At 66.0% G+C, this 23,347-nt stretch carries 21 protein-coding genes; 5 read left to right on the top strand and 16 right to left on the bottom strand.

Annotated elements, in window-relative coordinates:
• Positions 1-50: 50 nt before the first annotated feature.
• The 6 genes from G5S35_RS21405 to G5S35_RS21380 form a co-directional block, all read right to left on the bottom strand.
• Entirely contained in the window at positions 51-1,586 is a 1,536-nt protein-coding gene (locus tag G5S35_RS21405; protein ID WP_065064441.1) for a DHA2 family efflux MFS transporter permease subunit, read from the bottom strand.
• Positions 1,587-1,704: 118 nt separating this feature from the next.
• The gene (locus tag G5S35_RS21400) at positions 1,705-2,796 is read right to left on the bottom strand and encodes an HlyD family secretion protein (protein ID WP_183038972.1); all 1,092 of its coding nucleotides are present in this window, start codon (positions 2,794-2,796) and stop codon (positions 1,705-1,707) included.
• 73 nt (positions 2,797-2,869) lie between these two features.
• Positions 2,870-3,406, bottom strand: a complete 537-nt coding sequence (locus tag G5S35_RS21395; RefSeq protein WP_183038971.1) for a MarR family winged helix-turn-helix transcriptional regulator — start codon at positions 3,404-3,406, stop codon at positions 2,870-2,872.
• Positions 3,407-3,530: 124 nt separating this feature from the next.
• Positions 3,531-4,490 carry a LysR family transcriptional regulator gene (locus G5S35_RS21390; RefSeq protein ID WP_080180861.1) on the bottom strand — a complete coding sequence of 320 codons (960 nt, stop codon included), beginning with the start codon at positions 4,488-4,490 and terminating at the stop codon, positions 3,531-3,533.
• A gap of 109 nt (positions 4,491-4,599) precedes the next feature.
• A complete protein-coding gene (locus G5S35_RS21385; RefSeq protein ID WP_183038970.1) occupies positions 4,600-4,956 on the bottom strand; it encodes a helix-turn-helix domain-containing protein in 357 nt (118 codons plus the stop codon).
• Between the two features lie 11 nt (positions 4,957-4,967).
• Positions 4,968-6,494 (bottom strand): aminotransferase-like domain-containing protein, encoded by a 1,527-nt coding sequence (locus G5S35_RS21380; RefSeq protein WP_183039472.1) that lies wholly within the window; start codon positions 6,492-6,494, stop codon positions 4,968-4,970.
• A 219-nt stretch (positions 6,495-6,713) separates the two neighbouring features.
• Between G5S35_RS21380 and G5S35_RS21375 the strand changes: the two genes are divergently transcribed.
• On the top strand, positions 6,714-9,035 hold the full coding sequence (locus G5S35_RS21375; RefSeq protein ID WP_074981059.1) for an FdhF/YdeP family oxidoreductase: 2,322 nt from the start codon (positions 6,714-6,716) through the stop codon (positions 9,033-9,035).
• Positions 9,036-9,162: 127 nt separating this feature from the next.
• On the opposite strand, the gene G5S35_RS21370 is transcribed toward G5S35_RS21375, so the two are convergent.
• From G5S35_RS21370 to G5S35_RS21350, 5 genes are all read right to left on the bottom strand, one after another.
• The gene (locus G5S35_RS21370) at positions 9,163-9,528 is read right to left on the bottom strand and encodes a response regulator (RefSeq protein ID WP_065064350.1); all 366 of its coding nucleotides are present in this window, start codon (positions 9,526-9,528) and stop codon (positions 9,163-9,165) included.
• 41 nt (positions 9,529-9,569) lie between these two features.
• Positions 9,570-10,586 carry a chemotaxis protein CheX gene (locus tag G5S35_RS21365; RefSeq protein ID WP_183038969.1) on the bottom strand — a complete coding sequence of 339 codons (1,017 nt, stop codon included), beginning with the start codon at positions 10,584-10,586 and terminating at the stop codon, positions 9,570-9,572.
• 78 nt (positions 10,587-10,664) lie between these two features.
• On the bottom strand, positions 10,665-11,207 hold the full coding sequence (locus G5S35_RS21360) for a hypothetical protein (RefSeq protein WP_074981062.1): 543 nt from the start codon (positions 11,205-11,207) through the stop codon (positions 10,665-10,667).
• Positions 11,204-11,974: a methyl-accepting chemotaxis protein gene (locus G5S35_RS21355; RefSeq protein WP_074981064.1), complete on the bottom strand. Its 771-nt coding sequence runs from the start codon at positions 11,972-11,974 to the stop codon at positions 11,204-11,206. The genes G5S35_RS21360 and G5S35_RS21355 overlap by 4 nt, the downstream gene beginning before the upstream one ends.
• 19 nt (positions 11,975-11,993) lie before the next feature.
• The gene (locus G5S35_RS21350; RefSeq protein WP_183038968.1) at positions 11,994-14,348 is read right to left on the bottom strand and encodes a HAMP domain-containing protein; all 2,355 of its coding nucleotides are present in this window, start codon (positions 14,346-14,348) and stop codon (positions 11,994-11,996) included.
• A gap of 241 nt (positions 14,349-14,589) precedes the next feature.
• On the opposite strand from G5S35_RS21350, the gene G5S35_RS21345 reads away from it, so the two are divergent.
• Positions 14,590-15,444, top strand: a complete 855-nt coding sequence (locus tag G5S35_RS21345) for an AraC family transcriptional regulator (RefSeq protein WP_110325767.1) — start codon at positions 14,590-14,592, stop codon at positions 15,442-15,444.
• Between the two features lie 13 nt (positions 15,445-15,457).
• Here G5S35_RS21345 and G5S35_RS21340 read toward each other — a convergent pair whose 3' ends face one another.
• Positions 15,458-16,045 carry a LysE family translocator gene (locus G5S35_RS21340; RefSeq protein ID WP_065064447.1) on the bottom strand — a complete coding sequence of 196 codons (588 nt, stop codon included), beginning with the start codon at positions 16,043-16,045 and terminating at the stop codon, positions 15,458-15,460.
• On the opposite strand from G5S35_RS21340, the gene G5S35_RS21335 reads away from it, so the two are divergent.
• A complete protein-coding gene (locus G5S35_RS21335; protein ID WP_146229917.1) occupies positions 16,032-16,274 on the top strand; it encodes a hypothetical protein in 243 nt (80 codons plus the stop codon). The two genes, G5S35_RS21340 and G5S35_RS21335, sit on opposite strands and share 14 nt — an antisense overlap.
• Positions 16,271-17,041: a precorrin-6A synthase (deacetylating) gene (gene cobF / locus G5S35_RS21330; RefSeq protein WP_124260658.1), complete on the top strand. Its 771-nt coding sequence runs from the start codon at positions 16,271-16,273 to the stop codon at positions 17,039-17,041. The genes G5S35_RS21335 and cobF overlap by 4 nt, the downstream gene beginning before the upstream one ends.
• Positions 17,042-17,050: 9 nt before the next feature.
• Here the strand turns inward: cobF and G5S35_RS21325 are convergent, their stop codons facing one another.
• A complete protein-coding gene (locus G5S35_RS21325) occupies positions 17,051-17,974 on the bottom strand; it encodes a DMT family transporter (protein ID WP_124260657.1) in 924 nt (307 codons plus the stop codon).
• Positions 17,975-18,113: 139 nt separating this feature from the next.
• Between G5S35_RS21325 and G5S35_RS21320 the strand changes: the two genes are divergently transcribed.
• Positions 18,114-19,025: a LysR family transcriptional regulator gene (locus G5S35_RS21320; protein WP_183038967.1), complete on the top strand. Its 912-nt coding sequence runs from the start codon at positions 18,114-18,116 to the stop codon at positions 19,023-19,025.
• Positions 19,026-19,058: 33 nt separating this feature from the next.
• Here the strand turns inward: G5S35_RS21320 and G5S35_RS21315 are convergent, their stop codons facing one another.
• The 3 genes from G5S35_RS21315 to G5S35_RS21305 all read right to left on the bottom strand — a co-directional run bounded on the left by G5S35_RS21315 (position 19,059) and on the right by G5S35_RS21305 (position 23,014).
• Positions 19,059-19,742 carry a PepSY-associated TM helix domain-containing protein gene (locus G5S35_RS21315; protein WP_176079723.1) on the bottom strand — a complete coding sequence of 228 codons (684 nt, stop codon included), beginning with the start codon at positions 19,740-19,742 and terminating at the stop codon, positions 19,059-19,061.
• Positions 19,739-20,422 carry a Fe2+-dependent dioxygenase gene (locus tag G5S35_RS21310; RefSeq protein ID WP_110325771.1) on the bottom strand — a complete coding sequence of 228 codons (684 nt, stop codon included), beginning with the start codon at positions 20,420-20,422 and terminating at the stop codon, positions 19,739-19,741. Before G5S35_RS21310 ends, G5S35_RS21315 begins: the two co-directional genes overlap by 4 nt.
• 312 nt (positions 20,423-20,734) lie before the next feature.
• Positions 20,735-23,014: a TonB-dependent receptor gene (locus tag G5S35_RS21305; RefSeq protein ID WP_183038966.1), complete on the bottom strand. Its 2,280-nt coding sequence runs from the start codon at positions 23,012-23,014 to the stop codon at positions 20,735-20,737.
• Between the last annotated feature and the right edge of the window lie 333 nt (positions 23,015-23,347).

Raw genomic sequence — 23,347 nt, 5'->3', positions numbered from 1 at the left:
ACTTGATTGCGGACTTGATTGCGGACTTGATTGCGGACTTGATTGCGGACTCAATGCGCGTCCGGCGGCGGCGCGGCGGTCGTGATCGGCCGCGAAAACGCCACGCAGGCAATCGCCACCACGAAGCACAGCGACAGCACGAAGAACGTATCGGAGAACGTCATGACGAGCGCTTCGCGCAGCACCAGCGCGTGCAGTTGCGCGAGTCCCGTTTGCGCGGCGTCGAGCGTGTTGCCCGCCATCGTCGACCAGTACGCGGTGCGTCCGGCGAGCAGGAGTTCGACTTGCGGCACGCCGTGCGTCACGCTCTCGTTCAGACGCAGATAGTGAAAATTCAGGCGATCGTTGAGCATCGTCGCGCTCACTGCAATGCCGATCGCGCCGCCCAGATTGCGCATCAGATTGAACAACCCGCTCGCCGATTTCAGCCGCGAAGGCGGCAGCGAGCCGAGCGACATCGTCACGATGGGCGGCACCGCGAATTGCTGGCCGATGCCGCGCAGCGCCTGCGGCAGCAGGAATTGCTGCCAGCCCCAATCGTGCGTGAGCGGCACGTAGAGATAACAGCCGAGCCCGAAGCACACGAGCCCGAACAGCAGCAGCGCACGCATGCTGAAATAGCGCGTGGCGAACGCGTAGAAGCCGAGCGCGATCAACTGGAACGCGCCCACCGAAAGCAGCGACAAACCGATCTGCAACGAGCTGAATCCGCGCACTTCCGCGAGAAACAGCGGCGTGAGAAACACGGCCACGAAGATGCCGATGCCGGTCACGAACGACAGCACGCTGCCGATGCCGAAGTTGCGCACCGAGAGCGCGCGCAGATCGACGATCGGCTCTTTCGCGGTGAGCGCATGCACGATGAACAGAAAGCCGCCGATGGCCGCGATCCACGCGCAGAACACGATCGCGTCGTCGCCGAACCAGTTCTTGCGCGGCCCTTCTTCGAGCACGTATTCGAGGCAGCCGAGAAACGCGCTCATCAGCACGATGCCGAGATAATCGCCGCGCTTGATCAGCGAGAGATCCGGTTCGTCGATATGCACGTACTTCGGCACCAGTGCGGCCACGGCGATGCCGGGCACGAGGTTCAGATAGAACAGCCAGTGCCACGACCACTGGTCGGTGATCCAGCCGCCGATCACGGGGCCGAGCGTGGGCGCGAGCGAGGCCAGCGCGCCGATGGTCGTCGAGGCCACGATGCGCTGTTTGCCGGGAAACAGCACGAATGCCGTGGTGAACACGGTGGGAATCATCGCGGCGCCGAGCGCGCCTTGCAGCGCGCGGAAGATGATCATCGAGTTGATGTCCCACGCGAGGCCGCACAGCATGCTCGTGATCGTGAACCCCACCGCCGAGCCGACGAACAGCCAGCGCGTCGAGAACACTTTCGAGAGCCAGCCCGACATCGGAATCACCATGATTTCGGCGATCAGATACGCGGTCTGCACCCACGAGAGTTCGTCCTGGCTCGCGGACAGTCCGCCGCCGATATCGCGCAGCGACGAAGCGACGATCTGGATATCGAGCGTCGCCATGAAGAAGCCGATGCACATCAGCGCGAACGCGAAAGCGCGCTGCGCCATCGGCTGTTCGTGCGGCTGAAGCGGGCGCGGCGCGGCTGCGTTCAGAGTCTCGCTTGCGGCCGCTGTGGGGCGCACTTCGAGTTCGGTGGTCGGGGCGTTCATGTCGGGTCCGTGGCGTTCATTGCGCGGCGGCGTGCTGCGCGCCGCTGTCCAGATGCACCTTCACCGTCGCCGAGAGGCCCGGACGCAGCACGCCCTCCATGCCCGGCGGCACCTGCACGCGAATGCGCACCGGCACGCGCTGCACGATCTTCGTGAAGTTGCCGGTCGCGTTCTCGGCCGGCAGCACGCTGAAGGTCGCGCCCGTGGCCGGCGCAAGACTTTCGACGCGGCCATGCAGCGTGCCGCTCGCGGCGTCGAGTTCGACGTCGGCGGCATCGCCCGCGTGCATCTTGCGGAGCTGATCCTCCTTGAAATTCGCGTCCACCCAGAGGTCCGACGCGGGCACCACGGTCAGCAGCGGCGCGCCCACGTTCGCGAGCATGCCCACCCGCGCCGTGCGATTGCCGATGAAACCGTCCACCGGTGCGCGGATCGTCGTGTAATCGACGTTGAGCGCCGCGAGACGGCGGCTCGCTTCGGCGGTTGCCACGCGCGCCTGCGCGTCGACGATCTGCGCGGCCAGCACGTCGAGCTGACGTTGCGCGGCCAGCACCGCCGCACCGCTTTTCGCGACCGAGGCCTGGGCTTTCGCGGCGTCGGCGTCGGCGCGTTCGACGAGTTGATTCGACACCGCGTCGTCCTTCACGAGCGCGCGGTAACGCGTCTGGTCCTGCGCGCTGCGCGTGAGTTCCGCGTTCGAGGCGCGCGCCTCGGCCTGGCTCTGATTGATGACGGCGGCTTGCAGCGTGCGGCGCGCATCGAGCTCCGCCACGGCGGCGCGTGCGCTCGCGAGTTCGGCGTCGGCCTGCGCGAGCTTCGCGTCGTAGTCGCGCGCGTCGAGCCGGATCAGCACCTGGCCGGCCTTCACGCGCTGGTTGTCCTGCACGTCGATCTCGGCGACAAAGCCGCTCACGCGCGGCGCCATCACCGTGACGTTGCCGCCCACGTAGGCGTCGTCGGTGGATTGCACAAAGCGCAGCACGAGGAACCAGTAGCCCAGCGCCGCCGCGAGCACGAGCGCCACGGCGCCGACTGCGAGGCGCATCCAGGGCAGACGCGCCCGTTCGCGCGGCGCGACGCCCGTGGCAGGAGTGGAAGGACTCGACATGACGTTCACCTGTGTATATGCACTAATGAGAATAAAAAAATGCCGCAGCGTGATGAAACCGATGCGTATCAACTCACACCGCCCGCGTGATGCGCAGCAATTCGCGCCTGAGCCACGCGGCGCGCTGCGCGCCGAAACGGCGCTCGAATTCGTCCTGCGCGGCGCGCCAATGCACGCCCGCTTCGTCCAGCCGCGCGCGCCCCGCCGCCGTGAGCGCAACCTGGCGGCGACGGCAATCCGCGCCTTGCGGCGCCTGCTCGCCGTCCGTTGCCGTATGTTTTGCCACCGCCAGATCGGCGACCAGACCGCTGCGCAGCAAGGGCCGCAGCGCGCGCACCAGCGTCGTGCGTTCCATCACCATCGTGCGGGCGAGTTGCGCCATCGTCAGCGAGGGTTGGTCTTGCGCCGGGTCCGCCGGGTCCGTCGCGCCGAGCGCGCCGAGCGCGCCGAGCAGGCTGAACTGCGTGGGCGTGAGCCCCGCCGCGCTCAGATGCCGCTCGTAAAGCTGCGAAAGATGGCGCGCCGCCTGACGCACTGCGAAGCAGTCGTCGTGCTCCAGGGCGAGGGCGGAAAACGACTGCGCCGGCGAAGAACGGTCGGATGTGTGCATACGCACAGATTAGACGGCCTGGCGGGCCGCCACAACTGCCGCGCGCGGCATCAATTTACGACCGCGGCGGCAACAATCGCTGCGCAACGCGCTATGAAGCGGCTATGAAGCGCACGCTGAATTCTCAACCGACTTGCTGTGCCTGCGCATCGGCGAGCGCCTGAGTATGCGGCTGGGCGTGCGTGACACCGCCGAAAAACTCCGTCGCGTGATCGATGAAAGCGCGCACCTTGGCGGGCAGCAGCGTGCGCGAGGTGTACGCGAGACGGATCTCGATCTGCATGTCGCTGATCGGGAAGTCGTCGAGCAGCGTGACGAGGCGGCCCGCCGCCAGATCCGCCTGCACCAGCGCGACCGGCAGAATGCCGATGCCGAAGCCTTCCAGCACCATCGCGCGATTGAACTCGGGATTGTTCGACGCGATCTCGTACTTCAGTTGCACGGTCACGTCGTCCTCGCCTTCGGGGCCGCGAAACGTGAGCGAGGGCTTGCGCAGCGACGGCGGCATCGGCACGAAGACGTGCTGCGCGAGATCGGCGGGATGGCGCGGCGTGGACGTGGCCGCGAGATACGCGGGCGAGGTGACGAGCGCGAGCGGAATGCGTTCGAGCAGCTTCGTCACCGTGGTGTCGTTGTTGAGCATGAACGGCAGCACGAGGCCGAGGTCGTAGCCGTCCGCGACCAGATCGACCTGGCGCTCGGTCAGCATCACGTCGAGCGTGACTTTGGGATGCGCGCGCTTGAAGCTCGAAATGAGCGGCACGAGCCGGTTCACCGTGGCCGTGGTGTGCGCGACGAGACGCAGCACGCCGTTGGCTTCGCGCGTCTGCTCGGTGGCGCCCGCCTCCAGCGCGTCGAGGTCGTCGAGCACGCGGCAGCAGCCGTCGTAGAAGCGCTCGGCGGCCTCGGTCAGCGACACCGCGCGCGTGGTGCGGTGAAACAGGCGGCTGCCGAGCCGCTTTTCCAGCCGCGCGATCGCGCGCGAGACGACCGGCGTGGCGAGGCCGTGCATGTCCGCGGCGCGCGTGAAGCTGCGCGCCTCGACCACGGAACGGAAGATCCGCAAGGTGTCGATATAGTCCATGGCGATGACGATGAAGTTCGAGCGAGTGTAATGCGCCGCGCGCAAACGCGCTTGACCGGCCCGGCGTACGCGGCATACGCGGCGTACGCGGCGCGTTCGTCTCCCAGGCTCAGTTCGTCCCCTCCGCGCCGTCCGCGTCGCCGAACACCTCCAGACAGAACGCGCAGCCGTCTTCCGAAAGGCTCGCCCGGCCCGTGCCGTCCTCGGCGAGCGTGGTCACCACGAGGCCGCTGTCGACGAGTCCGGTCAAGTGGCGGCGCAAACCGCTCATCGGCACGCCCGCCTGCTTCGAGAGCTTGGCGAGCGACCACTCGCGTCCGGGCGTCTCGCGATGCGCGCGCCAGAGCTGTTCGAGGATCGCGACCAGCGCGGGATCGACGTCGCCGTCCGCGCCGTCTTCGTCGCCGGGCACGCCGTGGCTGCCGTTGCCGTTATGCAGGTCGTCGTCCTTGTCTTCGTCGTGCATCGTGCGTCTCCTCAGGCCATCTTCGCGGCCAGCTCGCCGAGCGTCTTCAGCGCCGCCTCGGTCTGCGCGGTCCACGGATAGCTATAGTTCAGGCGAATGTAGTGGTGAAAGTCGTTGCGCATCGAAAACATATATCCCGGCCCGATGGTGATGCCCTGCGCGAGCGCGGCCTGATAGAGCCGCATCGAATCCACGCGCGGCGGCAGTTCGACCCACAGCACGTAGCCGCCCTGCGGATCGGACGTGCGCGTGCCCGCCGGAAAGAAACGTTCGACCATCGCCTTCATGAGCCGTGCCTGCTGCCGGTAGAAGCGCCGCAGACGACGCAGATGACGGTCGTAGCCATCATGGCGCAGATAGTCGGCGAGCGCCACCTGCGGCACCGACGGCGTGGTGAGCGTGTTGAGGAACTTGAGCTTTTCGACCTGCGCGCGATAGCGGCCCGGCATCGCCCAGCCGATGCGGTACGAGGCCGAGAGACTCTTCGAGAACGACGCGCAGTGCAGCACCAGCCCGCGCGTGTCGAACTGCTTGAGCGACGATGGCCGCGTATCGCCGTAATACAGCTCCTGATAGACGTCGTTCTCGATCACGGGCAGATCGTGCGCCTGCGCGATCTCCACGAGCCGCGCCTTGCTGGCGTCCGGCATGCGAAAGCCCAGCGGATTCTGGAAGTTCGGCATCACCATGCAGGCCGCGACCTTCTGGCGCGCGAGCACGCGTTCGAGCGCGTCGAGGTCGATGCCGGTGTCCGGGTGCGTGCTCACTTCGATGGCGCGCATGCCCAGACGCTCGATCGCGTGCAGCATCGCGTAGTAGGTGGGCGATTCGACGGCTACCGTGTCGCCCGGACGCGCCACGGCCTGCAGGCTCAGGTTGATGGCCTCGGTCGCGCCCACGGTAATGACGATCTCGTCCGGGTCGATGGTCGCGCCGTTCTCCGCGTAGCGGCGCGCGATCTGGCGGATCAGCTCGGGATTGCCGGGCGGCAGGTCGTCGATCAGGTTCCAGCTCGCGTGACGCCGCGCGATAGCGTTCGCGTACTGATTGATGCGTCGCCAGGGATACAGCGCCGGGTCCGGATACGGCGAGCCGAGCGGCACCGCGTCCTGCGCGCCGATGGTGCGCAGGGTGGAGAGCACGAGGCGGCTCACGTCCACGGGCGCGGGCGCCGAGGCCGGCGGCAAAGCGGGCGTCGCGGCCGCCGCGGCAGCGTGTCGGGACGCGCCGCCCGGACGGCGCGCGCGGCCGTCGTGCGCCGCGCCGCCGCCTTCATGGCCCGCTTCGCCGCCGTTCTCCCGCCCGGCCTCGCCCGTCCCGCGCGCCAGCGGCCGCGCGCGCACGAAAAAGCCCGACTGCGGCCGCGACTCGATCACGCCCCGGCTTTCCAGCAGCGCATAGGCGTGCAGCACCGTCTTGATGCTGACGCCGTGCTGCTGGCTCGCGCGCCGCACCGACGGCACGCGCTCGCCCGGCCCGAACACGCCGCGCCGCACGGCGGCCTCGATGTCGTCGGCGAGCTGTTCGTAGCGGGTAATCGAGGAAGACGGCGAGGAAGGCGGCGCGGGCATGGCAGAGGCAAACCAGGGCAAACGAAAGGCAAGGGAAAGGACGGGCAACACAAACCCCACCAGTCTATGGCAAATCGTCGCAACTGTATCCCTCGGCTTTCCGGATTTCTGTGATCACCGGGAGCACAGGAACACAGTAGTCTCGCCTCATCGGGCGAACCGCCCTCACGAATCCGAAGCCGAAGCATGAAGAAGCCGCAAGGTCGCATCGAACCGTATCACCACCCCGCCGCAGGCTGGGGCGCACTCAAGCAGGTCGCGATCAACCTGATCAAGGAGAAGGTGTCGGGCGGCAACTACCGCACGCTGCTCAAGCAGAACCAGCCGGACGGCTTCGACTGCCCGGGCTGCGCGTGGCCGGACCGCGAGCACGCGTCGACCTTCGAATTCTGCGAGAACGGCGTGAAGGCCGTGGCCGCCGAAGCCACCAGCAAGCGCGTGACGCCGGCCTTCTTCGAGCAGCACACCGTCACCGAACTGATGGCGCAATCGGACTACGAGCTGGAGCAGCATGGCCGTCTGACCGATCCGATGGTCTACGACGCGCAGCGCGACCGTTACGTGCCGATCGAATGGGACGACGCGTTCAGGTTGATCGCGAAGCATCTCAACGCGCTCGACAACCCGGACCGCGCCGCGTTCTACACCTCGGGCCGCGCGAGCAACGAAGCCGCGTTCCTGTATCAGCTGTTCGTGCGCATGTACGGCACCAACAACTTCCCCGACTGCTCGAACATGTGCCACGAGGCCACCAGCCGCGGCCTGCCGGGCACGGTCGGCATCGGCAAGGGCACGGTCACGCTCGACGACTTCGAGCACGCCGACACGCTGCTGATCTTCGGCCAGAATCCCGCGACGAATCACCCGCGCATGCTGGGCGAACTGCGCGAATGCGCCAAGCGCGGCGCGACCATCGTCTCGATCAATCCGCTCAAGGAACGCGGGCTGGAGCGCTTCGCGAGCCCGCAGCACACGCTCGACATGCTCTCGCCCAAGGGCGTGGAGATCAGCTCGGTGTTCATCCGTCCGCGTATCGGCGGCGACTTCGCGCTGATCAAGGGCATGGCCAAGCGCGTGATCGAACTCGACGATCAAGCCGCGGCGCAAGGCACGGAACGCATTCTCGACGTCGCCTTCATCGCCGAACATACGGTCGGCTTCGACAGCTTCGCCGCCGATCTGCGCGCGGAATCGTGGGACACGATCGTCGCCGAAGCGGGCGTGCCGCTCGACGAAGTGCTCAAGCTCGCCGACATCTACGTGAAGGGCAAGGCCGTCATTTCGACGTGGGGCATGGGCATCACGCAGCACAAGAATTCGGTGGCGACGATTCAGCTGCTCTCGAATCTGATGATGATGCGCGGCAATATCGGCCGCCGCGGCGCGGGCCTGTGCCCGGTGCGCGGCCACTCGAACGTGCAGGGCGACCGCACGGTCGGCATCGAGGAAAAGCCGACCCAGGCGTTCCTCGACCGTCTGGGCAAGGCCTACGATTTCGAGCCGCCGCGCGAGCACGGCTACGACGTGGTCGAAACCATTCACGCGATGCTCGAAGGCCACGTGAAGGTGTTCATCGGTCTGGGCGGCAACTTCGCGATCGCCACGCCCGACACGCCGCGCACCTTCGACGCCATGCGTTCGTGCGCGCTCACCGTGCACGTGACGACCAAGCTCAACCGCAGCCATCTTGTGCACGGCGAGGACGCGCTGATCCTGCCGACGCTCGGCCGTACCGAAATCGACCTGCAGAACGGCGTGCCGCAAGGCGTCTCCGTCGAGGACTCGATGAGCATGGTGCACATCTCGTACGGCATGAACCGTCCGGCGTCGAACAATCTGCTGTCGGAAATCGCGATCGTCGCGCGCATGGCGCACGCCACGCTCGGCAGCGAGAAAGTGGACTGGCTCGATCAGGCGAGCGACTATGCGAAGATCCGCGACGGCATCGAGCAGGTGTTCGACGGCTTCCAGAACTACAACGAGCGCCTCAAGCATCCGGGCGGCTTCCACCTCGGCGTCGCGTCGCGCGACCGCGTCTGGAAGACGCCGAGCGGCAAGGCGCAGTTCGTGGTGCACGCGATCGCGCTCGACACGCCGATCCATCGCGCGCGCGCCGAACACGGCCAGAAGCTCATGACGCTGATGACCACGCGCTCGCACGATCAGTACAACACCACGATCTACGGTCTCGACGACCGTTATCGCGGCGTGTACGGCCTGCGCCGCGTGCTGTTCGCGAACCGCGAAGACATGACGATGCTCGGCTTCGAGCCGGGTCAGTTCGTGGATATCACGAGCGTCTGGGACGACGGCATCGAGCGTCACGTCACCGACTTCATGCTCGTGGAGTACGACATTCCGCGCGGCTGCCTCGGCGCGTACTATCCGGAAACAAATCCGCTCGTGCCGCTGGAATCGATCGCCGACGGCGCGGGCACGCCCACGTCGAAATCGATTCCGGTGCTGCTGATGCCCGCGAAGGCGGGCGCGGCGGCGCTCGCCGCGTAACGATTCGAAGCGCGTTCGACACGCCGCGCCGCTTCACGCGGCATCGATAGAAAAGGCCTGCAAACGCAGGCCTTTTTTCATTTTCGCGAGACGCTAACCGAGCGCGAACCAAGCGCTAAACGAGCGCTCAGCCCGCCATCTTCCTGAACGTCTCCAGCACCGCCTCGCCCTTGAACGGCTTGACGATCCAGCCGCGCACGCCGGCCGCCTTGCCACGCTCCTTCATCGCCGGGCTGCTTTCCGTCGTGAGCATCACCACGTTGACGGCCGTGTTCGCGAGTTCGCTGCGGATCTTCTCGACCATCGTGAGGCCGTCCATGTTCGGCATGTTCACGTCGCTCACGACGAGCTTCACGCCCGGATTCGCCTTCAGCTTCGCGAGGCCGTCCTTGCCGTCCACCGCCGTGTCGACGTCGAGGCCGTTCTTGCGCAGAAAGCCCGCGACTTCGTCACGCACCGTGCTCGAATCGTCCACCACCAGAATCTTAGCCATGTTGTCTCTTTCCTTTGCGCCGTGCACGGCGCATCTTGACGTCAAAACAGTTCGAGTTCGCCGCTCACCGGTTCCGGCCCGGCGGCGGCCGCGGCCAGTGCGGCCGTCTCGTCGAAACCTTCGCGCGACCAGCCGAGGCTGAACACGAAACGCTGATCGATCACCGCCTCGCGGCCCGTCTTCGGGCACGTGAGCCGGTACTTGATGCATAGCTGCGGATTGTCCGAGCCGAACGACAGATAGCGCCGCCGATGATTGATGAGCAGCGGCACCTGCACCTGCGCGCGGACCCAGTCGCCGTCGCCCGCTTTATCGACCGCTTTATCGCCCGCGCCCGCATTGCGCGCGTTCCCGAGATAGCGGTTGCGAAACGCACCCCATACGAGATTCGTGAGTTCGCCGAGCACGCCGTTCAGATCGCGGAAATCGCTCGCTTCCTCGCGCGCGCCGCGCCCTTCGCGCGGCGGCAGCATGTCGATGAGCGGCGTCTCCTCGGTCTGCATCAGCAGCCAGCCGCGGCACCACGCGGTCTCGATCGGGATCAGCGTAAGCACCTCGCCGAAGATAATGCGGTCGCGCACGATGCTCGGCGTGTCCCAGTTCACTTCGAGGTCCGGAAACAGCCCGCGCAGACGGCCGAGCGTCATGTCGGCGATACCGTCCACGAGCGGGTCCGGGTAATCCTGCGAAAACACATGCGCGTCGAGCGCCGCCTGCAACGACTGCGGCTCGCGCTCGTTCCAGCTCGCACGCGGCACGCGCCGCAGCGCTTCGGGCAATTCGCCGTCGGTGGTCCGGCGCAGCACGATCGGCAACTCCGGGCGCGCGACTTCGAGCGCCACGGCCACCGCCGCCGCCGCGTCGGGCGAACCGCCAAAGTCCTCGCCGAGCAGCACGCCGCCGAGGTCGTAATGCGTGTGCAGCGCGGCCGCGAGCGCGTCGCGGCGCACCGGCACGCCCATCAGGCGTTGCCCGGCATCGGGTTGCGCCAGCGCGAGCGCGCGGGCGGAATCGCTTTCGAGCAGCAACACCTTGCTCACCGGCTTGTTCGTGTTCATACGTCTCTTTCCGACTTCCCTGCGATACGAAACTGCACGACATTGCACGACACTACATGCCGACGCGCGCGCGGCGCGTCAGAAGAATTCGAGTTCGCCTGCGCTTTCGCTCGCGTCCGCCATGTCGGCGGCCACGAAATCGAGCGGCGCGCGCGTGCAGATGCACAGCGTCGCGCCGAGGCGCACCGAACCGTCGATCGTCAGCGCCCAGGACTTCACGCTATCGGGCTTCAGCTCGCGCAGATACGGCAAACACTGACCCGACAGCGCATACGGCGTGGACATGCCGAGGTCCGGAAAATGCTCGACGAGCTGCTGGTTCATCGACCCGCAGCAGAGATTGCCGAACTCCGTGAAGGTCTCGATGAGCGGCCGTCCCGCACCGGCTTCCGTTTCGCCCGTGTAGTACGCGCGCGTGGCTTCGTCATCCTTAAGATGAATCAATAGCAGCACGCGAAACTGCATCGACGAGATCGTCAGCACGATCACGTGTTCGCCTTGCGCCACCTCGTTCGAGGCGGGCGAGAACTCGCACGCGTGCTGCGCATCGGTCACGAGCCGCGAGCGCGCCGCCGCGAAGAAAATGCGCTCGAAACTGTCCTGCGCGTTCGTGCCGATCATGCGTGCGCCTGCGTGTGCGACTGCGTGTGCGTATCGGCGCGCGATTCGCCGAGTTGCGCATACAGTTGCTGCGTCAGCGAATCCACACTCGCGAGCGAGGCCGCGATCATCTTGCCGCCCGCCTGCACGTCCTGGAACGTCGCGGCGGTGATCAGATCGTTGCGATGCAGGCTGTCGCGATAGCTCTTCGACAACTCCTGCGAACGCGTGGCGAGCGTACGCACTTCGCCCGCGACGATCGAAAAGCCCCGGCCCGCCGGGCCCGCGCGCGCCGCTTCGATCGACGCATTCAGCGAGACGATCAGCACGTGGCTCACGATCGACGACAGCTCCTGGTTCTTCTGGTGCATGTCGTGGTTCTGCGCCATCAGCGAGATCATCTGCTCGTGCCAGCGCTCGAAGGTCATCGACATCTGCCTGAGACGCGCCGCTTCGGCAGCGATGCGCTCGACGCGCTGCAAGGCGTCGGCGCCACGCGAACGCTCGGCGGCCAGCGCCGCTTCCATCGCGTCGGCCACCGACTTGCGCTGCGCGAGTTCGGCGCGCAGCGTCTCGATCTGCGCCGCCAGCGCGTCATGTTCTTCGGCGGCGCGCGATTGCGCGTCGTCGGCTTGCGCACTCGCCTGGGCGAGCTGTTCATCGTGCTGCGCGCGTTGCGATTGCAGCGCCGCGTTCGTACGCGCACGCGCGCGCAGATGCAGCACAACCGCGCCAATCGCCACGATCACGGCGCCCGCCAGCGCGCCTGTCAAATACGGAAACACCACAGCCACCTCCGAACCGCGCCTAGCTCAGCGCTTCCTCTTCCTGCTGCGTGGCGCGCGCCGGTTCGCCTTCGACGGCGCACGCGCGCGGCAGATACACGATCGTTTCGAAGTGCCGGTAATCGGCGCCTTCCCGGTTGTCCGTGAAGCGCAGTTCGATGCGGCCGCCCTCGCGTTCGAGGAAGTCGCGCACCGCGTCCATGCCCACGCCGCGCCCCGACACTTCGGTCACCTGTTGCGCCGTCGAAAAACCCGCACGGAAGATGAAGGCCGCGATGGCGTCGTCGCTCGCCATCTCGTCTTCGGCGAGCCAGCCGCGCTCGACGGCGATGCCGCGAATGCGTTCGAGCGCGAGGCCGCGTCCGTCGTCGGCGAGCGCGAGGCGCAGCGCGCCGTCGATCACGTTGACGTCGACCTGAATCCGGCCCGCGTCGTCCTTGCCTTGCGCGCGGCGCTGCGTCGGCATTTCAATGCCGTGATCGAGCGAGTTGCGCAGCAGATGCGTGAAGACGTCACGGACCGTGCCCGCCGCTTCGCTGCGCAGACGCCAGCCGTGATCGTCGATGCGCACGACCGGCGCGACCTTGCCCAGCTCCTGCGCCAGCGACGGCAGCGAATCGAGCACGCCCGCGAGCGCGTCGTGCACGCTCTCGGTGCCGAACGCGCCCAGCACGCGGCGCAGCTCGGCGCGCATCGCGCGCAGCGAGGCAAGATCGTCGTCGCGGGTGTTGTCGATCAGACGCAGGCTCGCGTCGATCTGCTCGCGGCCGATCGCGATGCTGCCGTCCTGCGTGCGGCCGCCGCGACCGAGACTTTCGGTGTTGATCGACGCATAGTGATCGACCGCTTCGCGCACGCGATGCAGGTCGGCGATCAGCGCCTGCTGATCCCACACGTGATCCGGATCTTCGCGGCGCAGCGCGTCGTAACGCTGCTCGACTTCGTGCACCACGCCCGTGAGATGCTGGAGGCTGTACGTGCGCGCGTTGCCCTTCACCGTGTGCATGTTGCGGAACAGCGCCGCGACGGCGTCCATGTCCGCGCAATCGTGCTGGCGAATGATGCGTTCGTTTTCGTGGATGAAGGTCTTCGAGCTCTCCACGAAGCGATGGAACTTCTCTTCGCTGACCGCGAGAATTTCGCCGATCATCTGCAGACGGCGCTTCTGCTCGCCCGCTTCCGCCGCGAGTTCGCGCAGCTCGGTCACGTCGCGCACGCAGAGCATCAAACGCACGACGATGTCGTTCTCGTCGGTAATCGCCGACCACGACAGATCGAGCACCTTGGTGCGGCCATCGGGCATCGTGCGCGTGATTTCGTTCACGAGCAGATGCTGGTTGAACGCGAAATTCACGTCGTCTTCGCCGAGGCACGCGTGCACGGCGGCGTCGATCTGCGAGAGCGTATCGGCGTCGAGTTCCGTGTTCGAGAACACGAGGTCCATCAGCGAGCGGCCCGCGATCTCGTTCGTTTCGAAAATCGCTTCCAGATAGGCCGAATACTCGTTGTGGATGGTCGCGCCTTCGACCACCGTGAGAATGCCCTGCTGCATGTTCTGCAGCATCGCCTGAATGTCGGCGGTCTTGCGCTTGAGCTGCGCCGAGCTGTGCTGGATCTTCTCGATCATGCCGTTGAACGCGACGATCGAATGGCCGATCTCGTCGAGACGGCCCACCGGCACGCGGCGCGTGAAGTCCTGGCTCGACGCGATCTCGCTCATTTCCTGCTGCATGCGCGAAAGCGGGCGCGTGATCTGGCGATACAGCAGCAGGCCGATCACGGTGAGCAGCAGCACCGCGCCGCCCGTCACGCCGGCGATCGCGCTGGTGGTCGTGTCGAGCATGCCGTTGAGCGCGCTGATCGCGTCGTCCTTCTGGCGGTTCTTCTCGACGCGCATCGTGGTGACGATGCCTTCGAGTTCGTCGCGATACTGCGCCACGTTCGCGAACAGATAGGCCTGCGCCAGTTCGTTCTTGCCCGCGGCCTTCATCTTCGCGGTGTCGGCGATGGCGTTGAAATAGTTCGTGATGCTTTCCTGCGCCTGCGCGACGAGGCCGTCCTGCGCGTGGCTCGCGGCGGCCTTGCGCTGCACGTCGAGCGCGGCGCGCAAGTCGGCTTCCTTCTTCTTGAGATCGTCCTGAGCGAGTTGCGCGGTGGTCGCGTCGGGCGCGTAGACGAGCGTCATCGTCGCGAGCTGCACGTCCTTGACGAGCGAGACGAGGTCCGAGGAAGCGAGTGCGCTCGGCACGACGCCCTGCGTGACCTGGTGGACGTCGGTGGCGCTGCGGCGCGTCTGATAGACCGCGTAGCCGCCGATGGCGGACAACGCGACGAACATCAGCACGATGAGAAGCGTGATGCGGTGACGAATGGTCATGTTGAAATCCCCGAGCCGCGCCGTGCCGGTCGCGCTATCGTTACGCGACTCGTGACAAGGCAGGCCAATTTATTCAACGCGAATTATCGGCGCATCCGTATGACGAAATGATGAACGTACTTAATTAGTGCGTTAGCGCACGGACTCTAATTGTTTATGATGCTTGCCGCGCCGCGCGTGACTGCCACCGCGTTTGCGCTACCATCGAGCTTCACGCTGTTTCGTTTCCGCGAGCCCATTCATGCCGTCCACGTCCGCCATCGCTGCAGGCACGCCGAGCTTCTGGCGCGACGACGCCCTGCCTTTCATCGAAGTGCGCGCCATCGCCGATGGCCGCAAGGTCAGCTATGGCCGTCACGCGCACAGCACGTTTTCGATCGGCGCGGTCACGGGCGGGCACAGCACCTATCTGAACGGCAATACGTTGCAGCATATCGGCGCGGGGTCGGTCGTCATCATCAACGCGAACGTCGTGCACGCGTGCAATCCGGCCGCCGATGAAGCGTGGGCCTATCGCATGTTTTACGTCGACGTGGACTGGCTCGCGAAGCTGCAACGCGAACTCGGCTGCGGCGCGCAGGACGGCCTGCGTCCCTTCGAGCAGACGCTCACGCGCGATCCCGCCTTGTTTGCGGGGCTCAACGCGCTCTACGACATGCTCGTCGATCCGCATGAAGATAACGCGCGCAAGGAATACGCCGTGAGAGCGTATTTCACGGCACTGCACGATGCGCTCCAACCGGCACGCCAACCAGCGCTCGAATCCGCGCCGCTCGCCGCGCGCGAACCGAATCCACGTCTTGCGCGCGCCGCCGAATTCATCGACGGCAATTACACGCGCGCGCTCAAGCTCGACGAGATCTGCGCGGCCGCCGACCTGTCGCCGTCGCATCTGATCCGTGCGTTTCGCGAGCAGTACGGCATGACGCCGCACGCGTATGTCGTGAACCGGCGCATCGAGTTCAGCCGCGCGCAATTGCGGCGCGGTCACGCTATCGCCGACGTCGCCGCCGAAGCGGGTTTCGCCGATCAGGCGCATCTGCAACGCGCGTTCCGGCAGTTCGTCGCGGCCACACCGGGTCAGTATCGCGGCTGAAGCTTCGACGCAATCAGCCCAGCAGCAGCCACAGTGCGCTCGCCGCCAGCAGCGCGGCCATCAGCCGGTTCACGAAGCGCACGCGCGACGGCTCGCGCAGCGCCTGACGCAGCGACGCGCCCGCCCACGCCCAGCACGCAATCGACGCGTAGCAGACCACGAAATAGATCGCGGCGAACTGCCAGACCAGTGCCTTCTCGCCCGAGGCCGCATACGCGCCCATGCCCGCCACCGACGCGAGCCACGCCTTCGGATTGAGCCATTGCATCGCCGCGCCCGTCATCAGCGAGGGGCCGCGTGATTCGCGCGAGGCGTCGATATGGCCGTCGTCGATGGCGAGCCGCCACGCCACGTAAAGCAGAAACGCCACGCCCGCCCATTCGATCGCGCGCGTGAGAAACGGCCATTGCGCGAGCAGTTCGTGCAGGCCGAGGCCGATCAGCAGCAACAGCAGCGCGAAGCCCACGGTCGCGCCCGTCACGTGGCGCAGGCTCGCGCGCAAGCCATAGCGCGCGCCCGCGCCGAGCGCGACGATGTTCACGGGTCCGGGGGTGATGGAAGTGGCCAGCGCGAAGGCGGCCATGGACATGACAGTGCTCACGATTCTCCTCGATACGCCAGACGGCGATGATTCAGCGTCGAGCGTACGCAGCGCGCGAGCGCGCGTATTGAAGAAAATGACCGTGTACACACAGCCCGCGAAATGGGCGCGCGCGCCAACTCGCGCTATCATTTCCGGCCTTCCGCTCGCCCGGCGCGGCCCTTGGCAGCGCTTCTGCGGCCCTTTTGAGGCCCGCCTGGACGACGCACTCACCGGACTATCGACGTGAAAAAGATCCTCATCATCGGCATCGGCGCGGGCGATCCCGACTATCTGACCATGCAGGCCGTCAAGGCGCTCAACGCCGCCGACGTGTTCTTCGTGATGGACAAAGGCCCCGCGAAAGACAAGCTCGTGGCGCTGCGCAAGGAGATCTGCGCGCGCTTCATCGAGAACCCCGATTACCGCATCGTCGAGGCGACGAGTCCCGAGCGGCGGCGCGACGGCGTCGAATACAAGGCGGCTGTCGACGAACTCAATCGCGACAAGCAGCGCGTATTCGAAGGGCTGATCGAGCATGAACTCGCCGACGGCCAATGCGGCGCGTTCCTCGTCTGGGGCGATCCCGCGCTCTACGACAGCACGATCCGCATTCTCGATGCGATCCTCGGCGAAGGGCGGCTCGCGTTCGAGTTCGAGGTGATTCCGGGCATCAGCAGCGTGCAGGCGCTGGCCGCGAAGCATCGCGTGCCGCTCAATTTCATCGGCAAGCCGGTGAGCATCACCACGGGGCGGCGGCTCGTCGAAAACGGTTTTCCGCGCGACGCCGACAGCGCCGTCGTGATGCTCGACGCACAGAACGCCTATACGCAGCTCGATGGCGAGGAGCTCGACATTTACTGGGGCGCGTATGTGGGCACGCCCGACGAAATTCTCGTCGCGGGCAAGCTCGACGACGTGAAGGACGAAATCGTGCGCGTGCGCGGCGAGGCGCGCGAGGCGAACGGCTGGATCATGGATACGTATCTGTTGCGCAAGCGCGGCGTGAAGGACTGAACCGAGCGTTCATGCGTTGAGCGCTTCGCTCACAGCCTTCGCTGCGGCACGCCGCCACGGCACCACCGCGAACAGCGAGGCCGCGACGATCAACGCGCCGCCCGTCCACGCGGCCACGCTCAGGCGCTCGCCGAGCCACACGCAGGCGAACAGCGCGCCGAACGCCGGTTCGCTGCCCATCAGCAAGGCCACGCGCGTCGGGCTGCTGCGGCGCACGGCGTAGTTCTGGATGAAGAACGCGAACAGCGTGCACGCGCCGACGAGCCACGCCACGCTGCTCCAGAACGGCAGATGCGCGGAGAACGTCGGCAGCGGCTGCCACTGGCCGTGCGCGAACACCAGCGCGAGCACCGCGCTGCCCGCCGCCACGCAACCCGCCTGCACCGCCGTCACGGCGAGCGGCGCAATGGCGGCGTCGCGCATCACGCGCCGCGTGACGCAGACGGAGATCGCGCGCAGGAGCGCCGCCAGCAGGATCAGCGCATCGCCGGCGTTGGGCCGGTAGTCGCCGCCCGCCAGCAGCCACGCGCCCGCGAGCGAGACCGCCACCGCCGCCCATTCGGCGCGCGACGGCCGCCGGCGCAACATCGCCCATTCCGCGAGCGGCGTGAGCACCACGCACAGGCTGATGAGAAACGCCGCATTCGAGGCGCGCGTCAGCATCACGCCGAAGGTCTCGCACAGAAAAATCCCCAGCAGCAGCATGCCCGCGCACAGCACGCCGCCGAGCGCGCGGCGCGACGCCGTGCGCAGCGTCCGCAGCGCGGGCGAGAGGAGCACGAAGGTCAGGCCGAAGCGCAGCGCCAGCAGGCCCAGCACCGGATAGAACACGAGCGCGTCCTTCACCACGCCGTAACTCGTGCCCCAGACGAAGGCGACGGCGAGCAGGAGCCAGTCGGCGAGATGCATCGATGGGTGACGGGCGGCGGACATGGCGTGGACCTCTCTGGCGGGCGTTCGCAGCGGAAATCTGCGGAGAGCGCCTATTGTCCATCCTTGCATTCGTCGCGATAATCGGGTCGTCGCGCACAGCTTTTATGTCGCAAACGCACAAATTGCATCGTCCATCCCGATGAATCCGACCACGCTTTTCGCGCTGCTGCCCGATCTCGCCGCCTTCGCGCGCGTGGTCGAAGCGGGCAATTTTTCGCTGGCCGCGCGCCAGCTGGGCAGCACGCCGTCGACGGTCAGCCGCCAGATCAAGCGTCTCGAAGAGGCGCTTGGCGCACGCCTGCTGGAACGCTCGACGCGCCAGGTGCGCGTGACCGAATCGGGCGAGGAGGTGTATCGGCACTGCCGCGACATGGTGAGTGCGGCTGCGGGCGCCGTCGACGCGGCGGGCCAGCTCGCGGCGAAACCGCAGGGACGCGTGAGCGTCAGCGCGCCCACGGCCTACGCGAAAACCGTGATTCATCCGCTGATTCCGGGCTTTTTGCGCGACTACGCCGACGTGGACGTGCAGCTCGTGTTCGCCGATCACGAAGTCGATCCGCTGCGCGACGGCCTCGATCTCGTGATCCGCCCGACGCGCACGCCGCCGCCGGGGCTCGCCGCGCGTCAGCTCGGCGAGGTGCGCTGGCTGCTGTGCGCGTCGCCCGCGTATCTGAATGCGCGCGGCACGCCGAAGACGCCGCGCGATCTGGCGCAGCACGACTGCCTGTGGCTGGGAGAAACCTCCGACGATCATCGCTGGCGCTTGCGTCAAGGCACGCACACGCAGACCGTCGAGGTGAAGGGCCGCTATGTGGCGAACCACGCGGGCGCGCGGCTCGAAGCGGCGCTCGACGACTGGGGCATCGCCTGCCTGCCCGAATTCACCGCCGCCGACGCATTGCGCGCCGGCGGCCTTGTACAAGTGCTGCCGCAGTGGACCTTCGAAGCGCGTGCCTACTCGGGCCCGGTCTGGCTGCTCTATCCGCCGAACCGGTTTTTACCGCCGAAAGTACGCGCGTTCGTCGACTATCTCGCGCGGCATCTGGGCTAGCCAGGATCAAACGGGCAGAACAACCCGGCAGGATCAACCGAGGCCCACGCACACGCCCACGACGATCGAGCCGATCAGCAGCAGCGCGCCGATGGTCTTGCGCTTGTTCAGCTCGGTCCACAACAGCACGCCCGTGAGCGACAGCAGAATGAGCGCGCCCGCGAAGGTGTCGATGAACAGCACCCAACCGACGCTCATGCCCACGCCCTTGTGCAGATTCGTGATGGTCGCCATCAGCGAATTGTCGGTGCGCTTGAGCGTGACGACATCGTTGCCCACCCAGTATTCGACGGCCACGGTTTCGTGCGGCGCCGTGAACATCATCTGCCAGTGCTCGGGCTGCACGGTCTCGCGATCGCCCCAGGCCACCTTGTGCTCGGGTTCCTTCTGCACGCGGCCCATGCGCTGCGGCAGCTTCAGATCGGGCTGCGACTTGAGCCACTTCGCCATTTCGCGCGGCGTTTCCGGCGCGGGATCGGGCACGGGAAGCTGCATCGACGAAACCTGCGGCGCGCCCGGCGAAATGCGCAGCGGCTCCATGCGGTGATTGAGCACGAAGCCCGTCACGCCGAACAGCAAGCCGAGCGCCGCGCCCCACAAACCCACCCAGCCGTGCACCTTGCGCAGCCACTTGATGAAAGTGGCGCGGCGCGAACGTTTCGCACGTTCGGCGCGTTGGCTATCGTCGATCAATACTGCCGATTCGGTAGAACTCACGTCTCACTCCAGATACGCAAAAGATTGTGGTAGCAACCCACGAGACTGCGCCGCGCCTGGGCGTCGGCGTCGCTCGCGTTCAAACGTTGGATGGCCGTATCCATGTCGAAGAGCAGCGCGCGTTTCGTGTCGTCGCGCACGAGGCTCTGCACCCAGAAGAAGCTGCCCATGCGCACGCCGCGCGTGACGGGCTTCACCTGATGCAGACTCGTGGCCGGATAGACGATCATGTCGCCCGCGGCCAGCTTCACTTCCTGCACGCCATAGGTGTCTTCGATCACGAGCTCGCCGCCGTCGTACTCCTCGGGCGCCGAGAGAAACAGCGTGGCCGAGACGTCGGTGCGCAGCTTCAGGCCGTTGGGCAGCACGCGCACCGCACCGTCGACATGCGAGCCGAACGTCATGCCGCCTTCATAGCGATTGAAGAGCGGCGGATACACCTGATTGGGCAACGCGGCGCTGATGAAGAGCGGATTGCGCTCGATGGCCGCCAGCACGACGTCGCCGAGTTCGCGCGCGATCGGCGTGTGTTCCGCGATCTGCTGATTGCGCTTGACGGGCGCGCCCTGCCAGCCGGCCGTTGCACGGCCGTCGACCCAGGCATCGCCCGCGTTGTCGAGCCGTGCGCGCAGCGCGCGGACCTGCTCGTGTGTCAGTACGTTGGGGATGTGAATCAGCATTATCGCTTCCTTCTTCGCTGGCTTACAGGTTGACAGCACGGCGCGCATGTTACGCGGTATTTCAGGCCTTGTTTCAGGCGCTATTCTGAACTTCGGGCCAGGCTCACTTCGGACTCTTCGCACTGCATGCGCGCCGGACGCGCCAAAGCCCGCATGATGATGCGGGCTTTGCGTGACATGCGCGTTGCCGCGCGCGCGTGCATCCAAACGTAGTCGAAGCGGCATCGAAACGTCGCCGAAGCAACGACGATCGATGCGCGCGCACGCTTTTCCGTTCACACGACTGCGCGGCGACGCTGCTCGCCGAAGCGATCAGAGCCGGTAGTCGAACGTCGCGAGCACCGTGCGGCCGACGCCCGGCACCGAGCGTCCGCCATCCGACTGGATCAGCGCGTCGTAGTAGAACTTGTTGGTGATGTTCAGCACGTTCAGACGCACGTCCCACTTCTTCGCATGGTATCCGGCCATCGCGTCCCAGCGCGTGTAGCCGCCCACTTCGACGTAATTCGTGTTGGCCGCATAACGCGAGGACATATAGGTCGGACCGCCGCCCACTTCCCAATGCGGCGTGAGCGCATACGTGGTCCACAGCGTGAAGGTGTTGCGCGGCGTGTTCGCGGGCGTGTGGCCCTGCGTGCCGTCGGCGGCCTGCAGCACGACGCCGTCCATATAGGTGTAGCCCGCGAACACCTGCCACTTGTCGGTGATATGGCCGGTCGCGCCCGCCTGGAAACCGCGCACGCGAATATCGCCTTCGAGCGTGTATTCGCCCGTCGACGTCTGCGTGCGCGCGTTATCCATTTCCTGCTGGAAGAACGCCGAGGTCACCGAAAGATTGCCGCCGAGCAAGTCCCACTTGCCGCCCACTTCATACGATTTGGTGTGCTCCGGCGCGAGATTCTGCGTGTTGTTCGTGACCGTCAGCGCCTCGAGCGACGGATCGAACGAGGTGCCGTACGAGAAGTAATACGACTGCCAGTCGGTCGGCTGATAGATCGCGCCCGCGCGCACGCTCGTGAACGTGTTGGTCTGATCCGCATAACTCGGCGCGCTGATCGTATTCGCGATGTGCGCCTGGAAGCGATCCCAACGCACGCCGCCAATCAGTTTCCAGTGCTCGCCGATCGACATCGTTTCGTTGAAATACGCCGCGAACGTGGTCGCGCCCGACTCCGCGTGATTGCCGACCGTCTGCGTGACGTTCGAAGGCGTCGGCACATAGACCGGATCGAGCAGCGACAGAATCGGCAGGTTGTTGCGCGTATAGGCCTGATTCGTATAACTGTCGTGGCCGATCTCGATGCCCGCGAGCATCTCGTGCCGCAGCGGCCCCGTGTTGAACTTGTACGTGGCCATCGTATCGTTGTAGATCGAGTGATTCTCGATCACGCGGTCGTGGCTCGCGAGCTTCACGTAGAGATCGGACAGCGGCAGCGTCGTGTAGTTGCCGTTCTTGAGCGCCGTGCTCGACGCGAGCGGCCCGGTCAGCACCGCGCCCGCCGCGGTCTCGCGCGCATCGGTGAGCGAGTGCGAGAACTGCGTCTGGTTGCTGATCTTGAACTGATCGTTGAACTTGTGATCGACGCGCGCGGACACGGTCTGCACGTCCTGAATCGTGCGGTCGTCGGTGAGACCGTAGTACGTGCCCTTCGACGGCGAGAACGGATGACCGTTGATCGACTGCACGCCGTAATCGGGCTGATCGTAGTTGTGCTGGATGAGCGCGGAAAGCGTGACTTCCGTGGGCGTGCCGATGCCGAAACGCAGCGTCGGCGCGAAGCCGTAGTCCTTGTTCTTCATCTGGTCGCGCGTGGAGCCGAGCGACTGGCCGAACGCGTTCAGGCGGAACGCCGCGTGGTCGCCGAGCGGACGATCGACGTCGACGGTCGCGCGATAGCGGTCGCTGGTGCCGACCGTCGTCGAAACTTCGGTGATCGGCTTGAGACCGGCCTGCTTGCTCACCTGATTGATCACGCCGCCCGTGGAGCCGCGCCCGAACAGCATCGACGAGGGGCCGTACAGCACGTCGATCGATTCGAGGTCGAAGGTGTCGCGATAGTACTGGTTGCGGTCGCGAAAGCCGTCGAGATAGATGTCGTTCTGGGCCGTGAAACCGCGCAGGTTGATGTTGTTGCCGATCTGGCCGCCTTCCGCGCCGCCGATGGTGATGCCGGGCGCGTTACGCAGCGCGTCCTGGAACGAGGTCGCGCCTTGCGACTGCAGCAGCGCCTTGTTGATCACCGTGACCGACTGCGGAATGTCGCGCAGCGCCGTGGGCGTCTTCGCGCCGACCGACGATTTTTCGGCCTGAAAGTCCTGCGAGGGCGCGTCGGCGGACACCGACACGGCGGGCAGCGTGGCGCCGTCCGTCGTGGCGTTCGTCGTGGCGTTCGTCGTGGCGTTCGTCGTGGCGTTCGTCGTGGCGTTCGTCGTGGCGTTCGTCGTGGCGTTCGAGCCGGCGTTCTTGCCGGCGGGCGCGGCGGCGCTCACCGCCGAAGCGGCGACGGGCGCGCTCTGCGCGAACGCGGGCGAAGCGATAGGTACGGCAAAAGCCAGCGCGAGCGCACTCGCGAGCGGCGTCCTGTTCAACATGGGGGTCCCTGTGCGGCGAAAAGCCAGTCGATGGAACGCGCGAAGGAGGCGCGATCGACGTGGATTCAGGTGGCTGGCTGGCCGCCCCTTCATGCAGACGAAGGCTCGGCGACAGGCTGGCTAGGTTGGATTTAACAAGCCCGAAACGGCCTGGATCCGTGCGGGCGAATGAGAATCAGTATCATTCCAGATATTTCTGTTTATTTCAAATGATTGATGCGTTTCAGCTACACCGTGTGGGGTTTTTGCCGATTCAGCCAAAAAAAATAATGGAAATGTAATTTTTTGGATTGGCTTGTGTAATTTTCTGTTTGCTGGCGCGTATTTGTCTGA

The sequence above is a fragment of the Paraburkholderia tropica genome, from assembly GCF_014171495.1.
Classification (GTDB): domain Bacteria; phylum Pseudomonadota; class Gammaproteobacteria; order Burkholderiales; family Burkholderiaceae; genus Paraburkholderia; species Paraburkholderia tropica.
The sequence above is the reverse complement of the archived record's forward strand: the minus strand, read 5'-3'. Positions and strand labels throughout refer to the sequence as shown.

Bases quoted from the DNA above. Each gene is read 5' to 3' on its own strand.
- G5S35_RS21405 (WP_065064441.1), bottom strand. From the start codon at position 1,586: ATGGCGCAGCGCGCTTTCGCGTTCGCGCTGATGTGCATCGGCTTCTTC.
- G5S35_RS21400 (WP_183038972.1), bottom strand. From the start codon at position 2,796: ATGTCGAGTCCTTCCACTCCTGCCACGGGCGTCGCGCCGCGCGAACGG.
- G5S35_RS21395 (WP_183038971.1), bottom strand. From the start codon at position 3,406: ATGCACACATCCGACCGTTCTTCGCCGGCGCAGTCGTTTTCCGCCCTC.
- G5S35_RS21390 (WP_080180861.1), bottom strand. From the start codon at position 4,490: ATGGACTATATCGACACCTTGCGGATCTTCCGTTCCGTGGTCGAGGCG.
- G5S35_RS21385 (WP_183038970.1), bottom strand. From the start codon at position 4,956: ATGCACGACGAAGACAAGGACGACGACCTGCATAACGGCAACGGCAGC.
- G5S35_RS21375 (WP_074981059.1), top strand. From the start codon at position 6,714: ATGAAGAAGCCGCAAGGTCGCATCGAACCGTATCACCACCCCGCCGCA.
- G5S35_RS21370 (WP_065064350.1), bottom strand. From the start codon at position 9,528: ATGGCTAAGATTCTGGTGGTGGACGATTCGAGCACGGTGCGTGACGAA.
- G5S35_RS21365 (WP_183038969.1), bottom strand. From the start codon at position 10,586: ATGAACACGAACAAGCCGGTGAGCAAGGTGTTGCTGCTCGAAAGCGAT.
- G5S35_RS21360 (WP_074981062.1), bottom strand. From the start codon at position 11,207: ATGATCGGCACGAACGCGCAGGACAGTTTCGAGCGCATTTTCTTCGCG.
- G5S35_RS21350 (WP_183038968.1), bottom strand. From the start codon at position 14,348: ATGACCATTCGTCACCGCATCACGCTTCTCATCGTGCTGATGTTCGTC.
- G5S35_RS21345 (WP_110325767.1), top strand. From the start codon at position 14,590: ATGCCGTCCACGTCCGCCATCGCTGCAGGCACGCCGAGCTTCTGGCGC.
- G5S35_RS21335 (WP_146229917.1), top strand. From the start codon at position 16,032: ATGACAGTGCTCACGATTCTCCTCGATACGCCAGACGGCGATGATTCA.
- G5S35_RS21325 (WP_124260657.1), bottom strand. From the start codon at position 17,974: ATGTCCGCCGCCCGTCACCCATCGATGCATCTCGCCGACTGGCTCCTG.
- G5S35_RS21320 (WP_183038967.1), top strand. From the start codon at position 18,114: ATGAATCCGACCACGCTTTTCGCGCTGCTGCCCGATCTCGCCGCCTTC.
- G5S35_RS21310 (WP_110325771.1), bottom strand. From the start codon at position 20,422: ATGCTGATTCACATCCCCAACGTACTGACACACGAGCAGGTCCGCGCG.
- G5S35_RS21305 (WP_183038966.1), bottom strand. From the start codon at position 23,014: ATGTTGAACAGGACGCCGCTCGCGAGTGCGCTCGCGCTGGCTTTTGCC.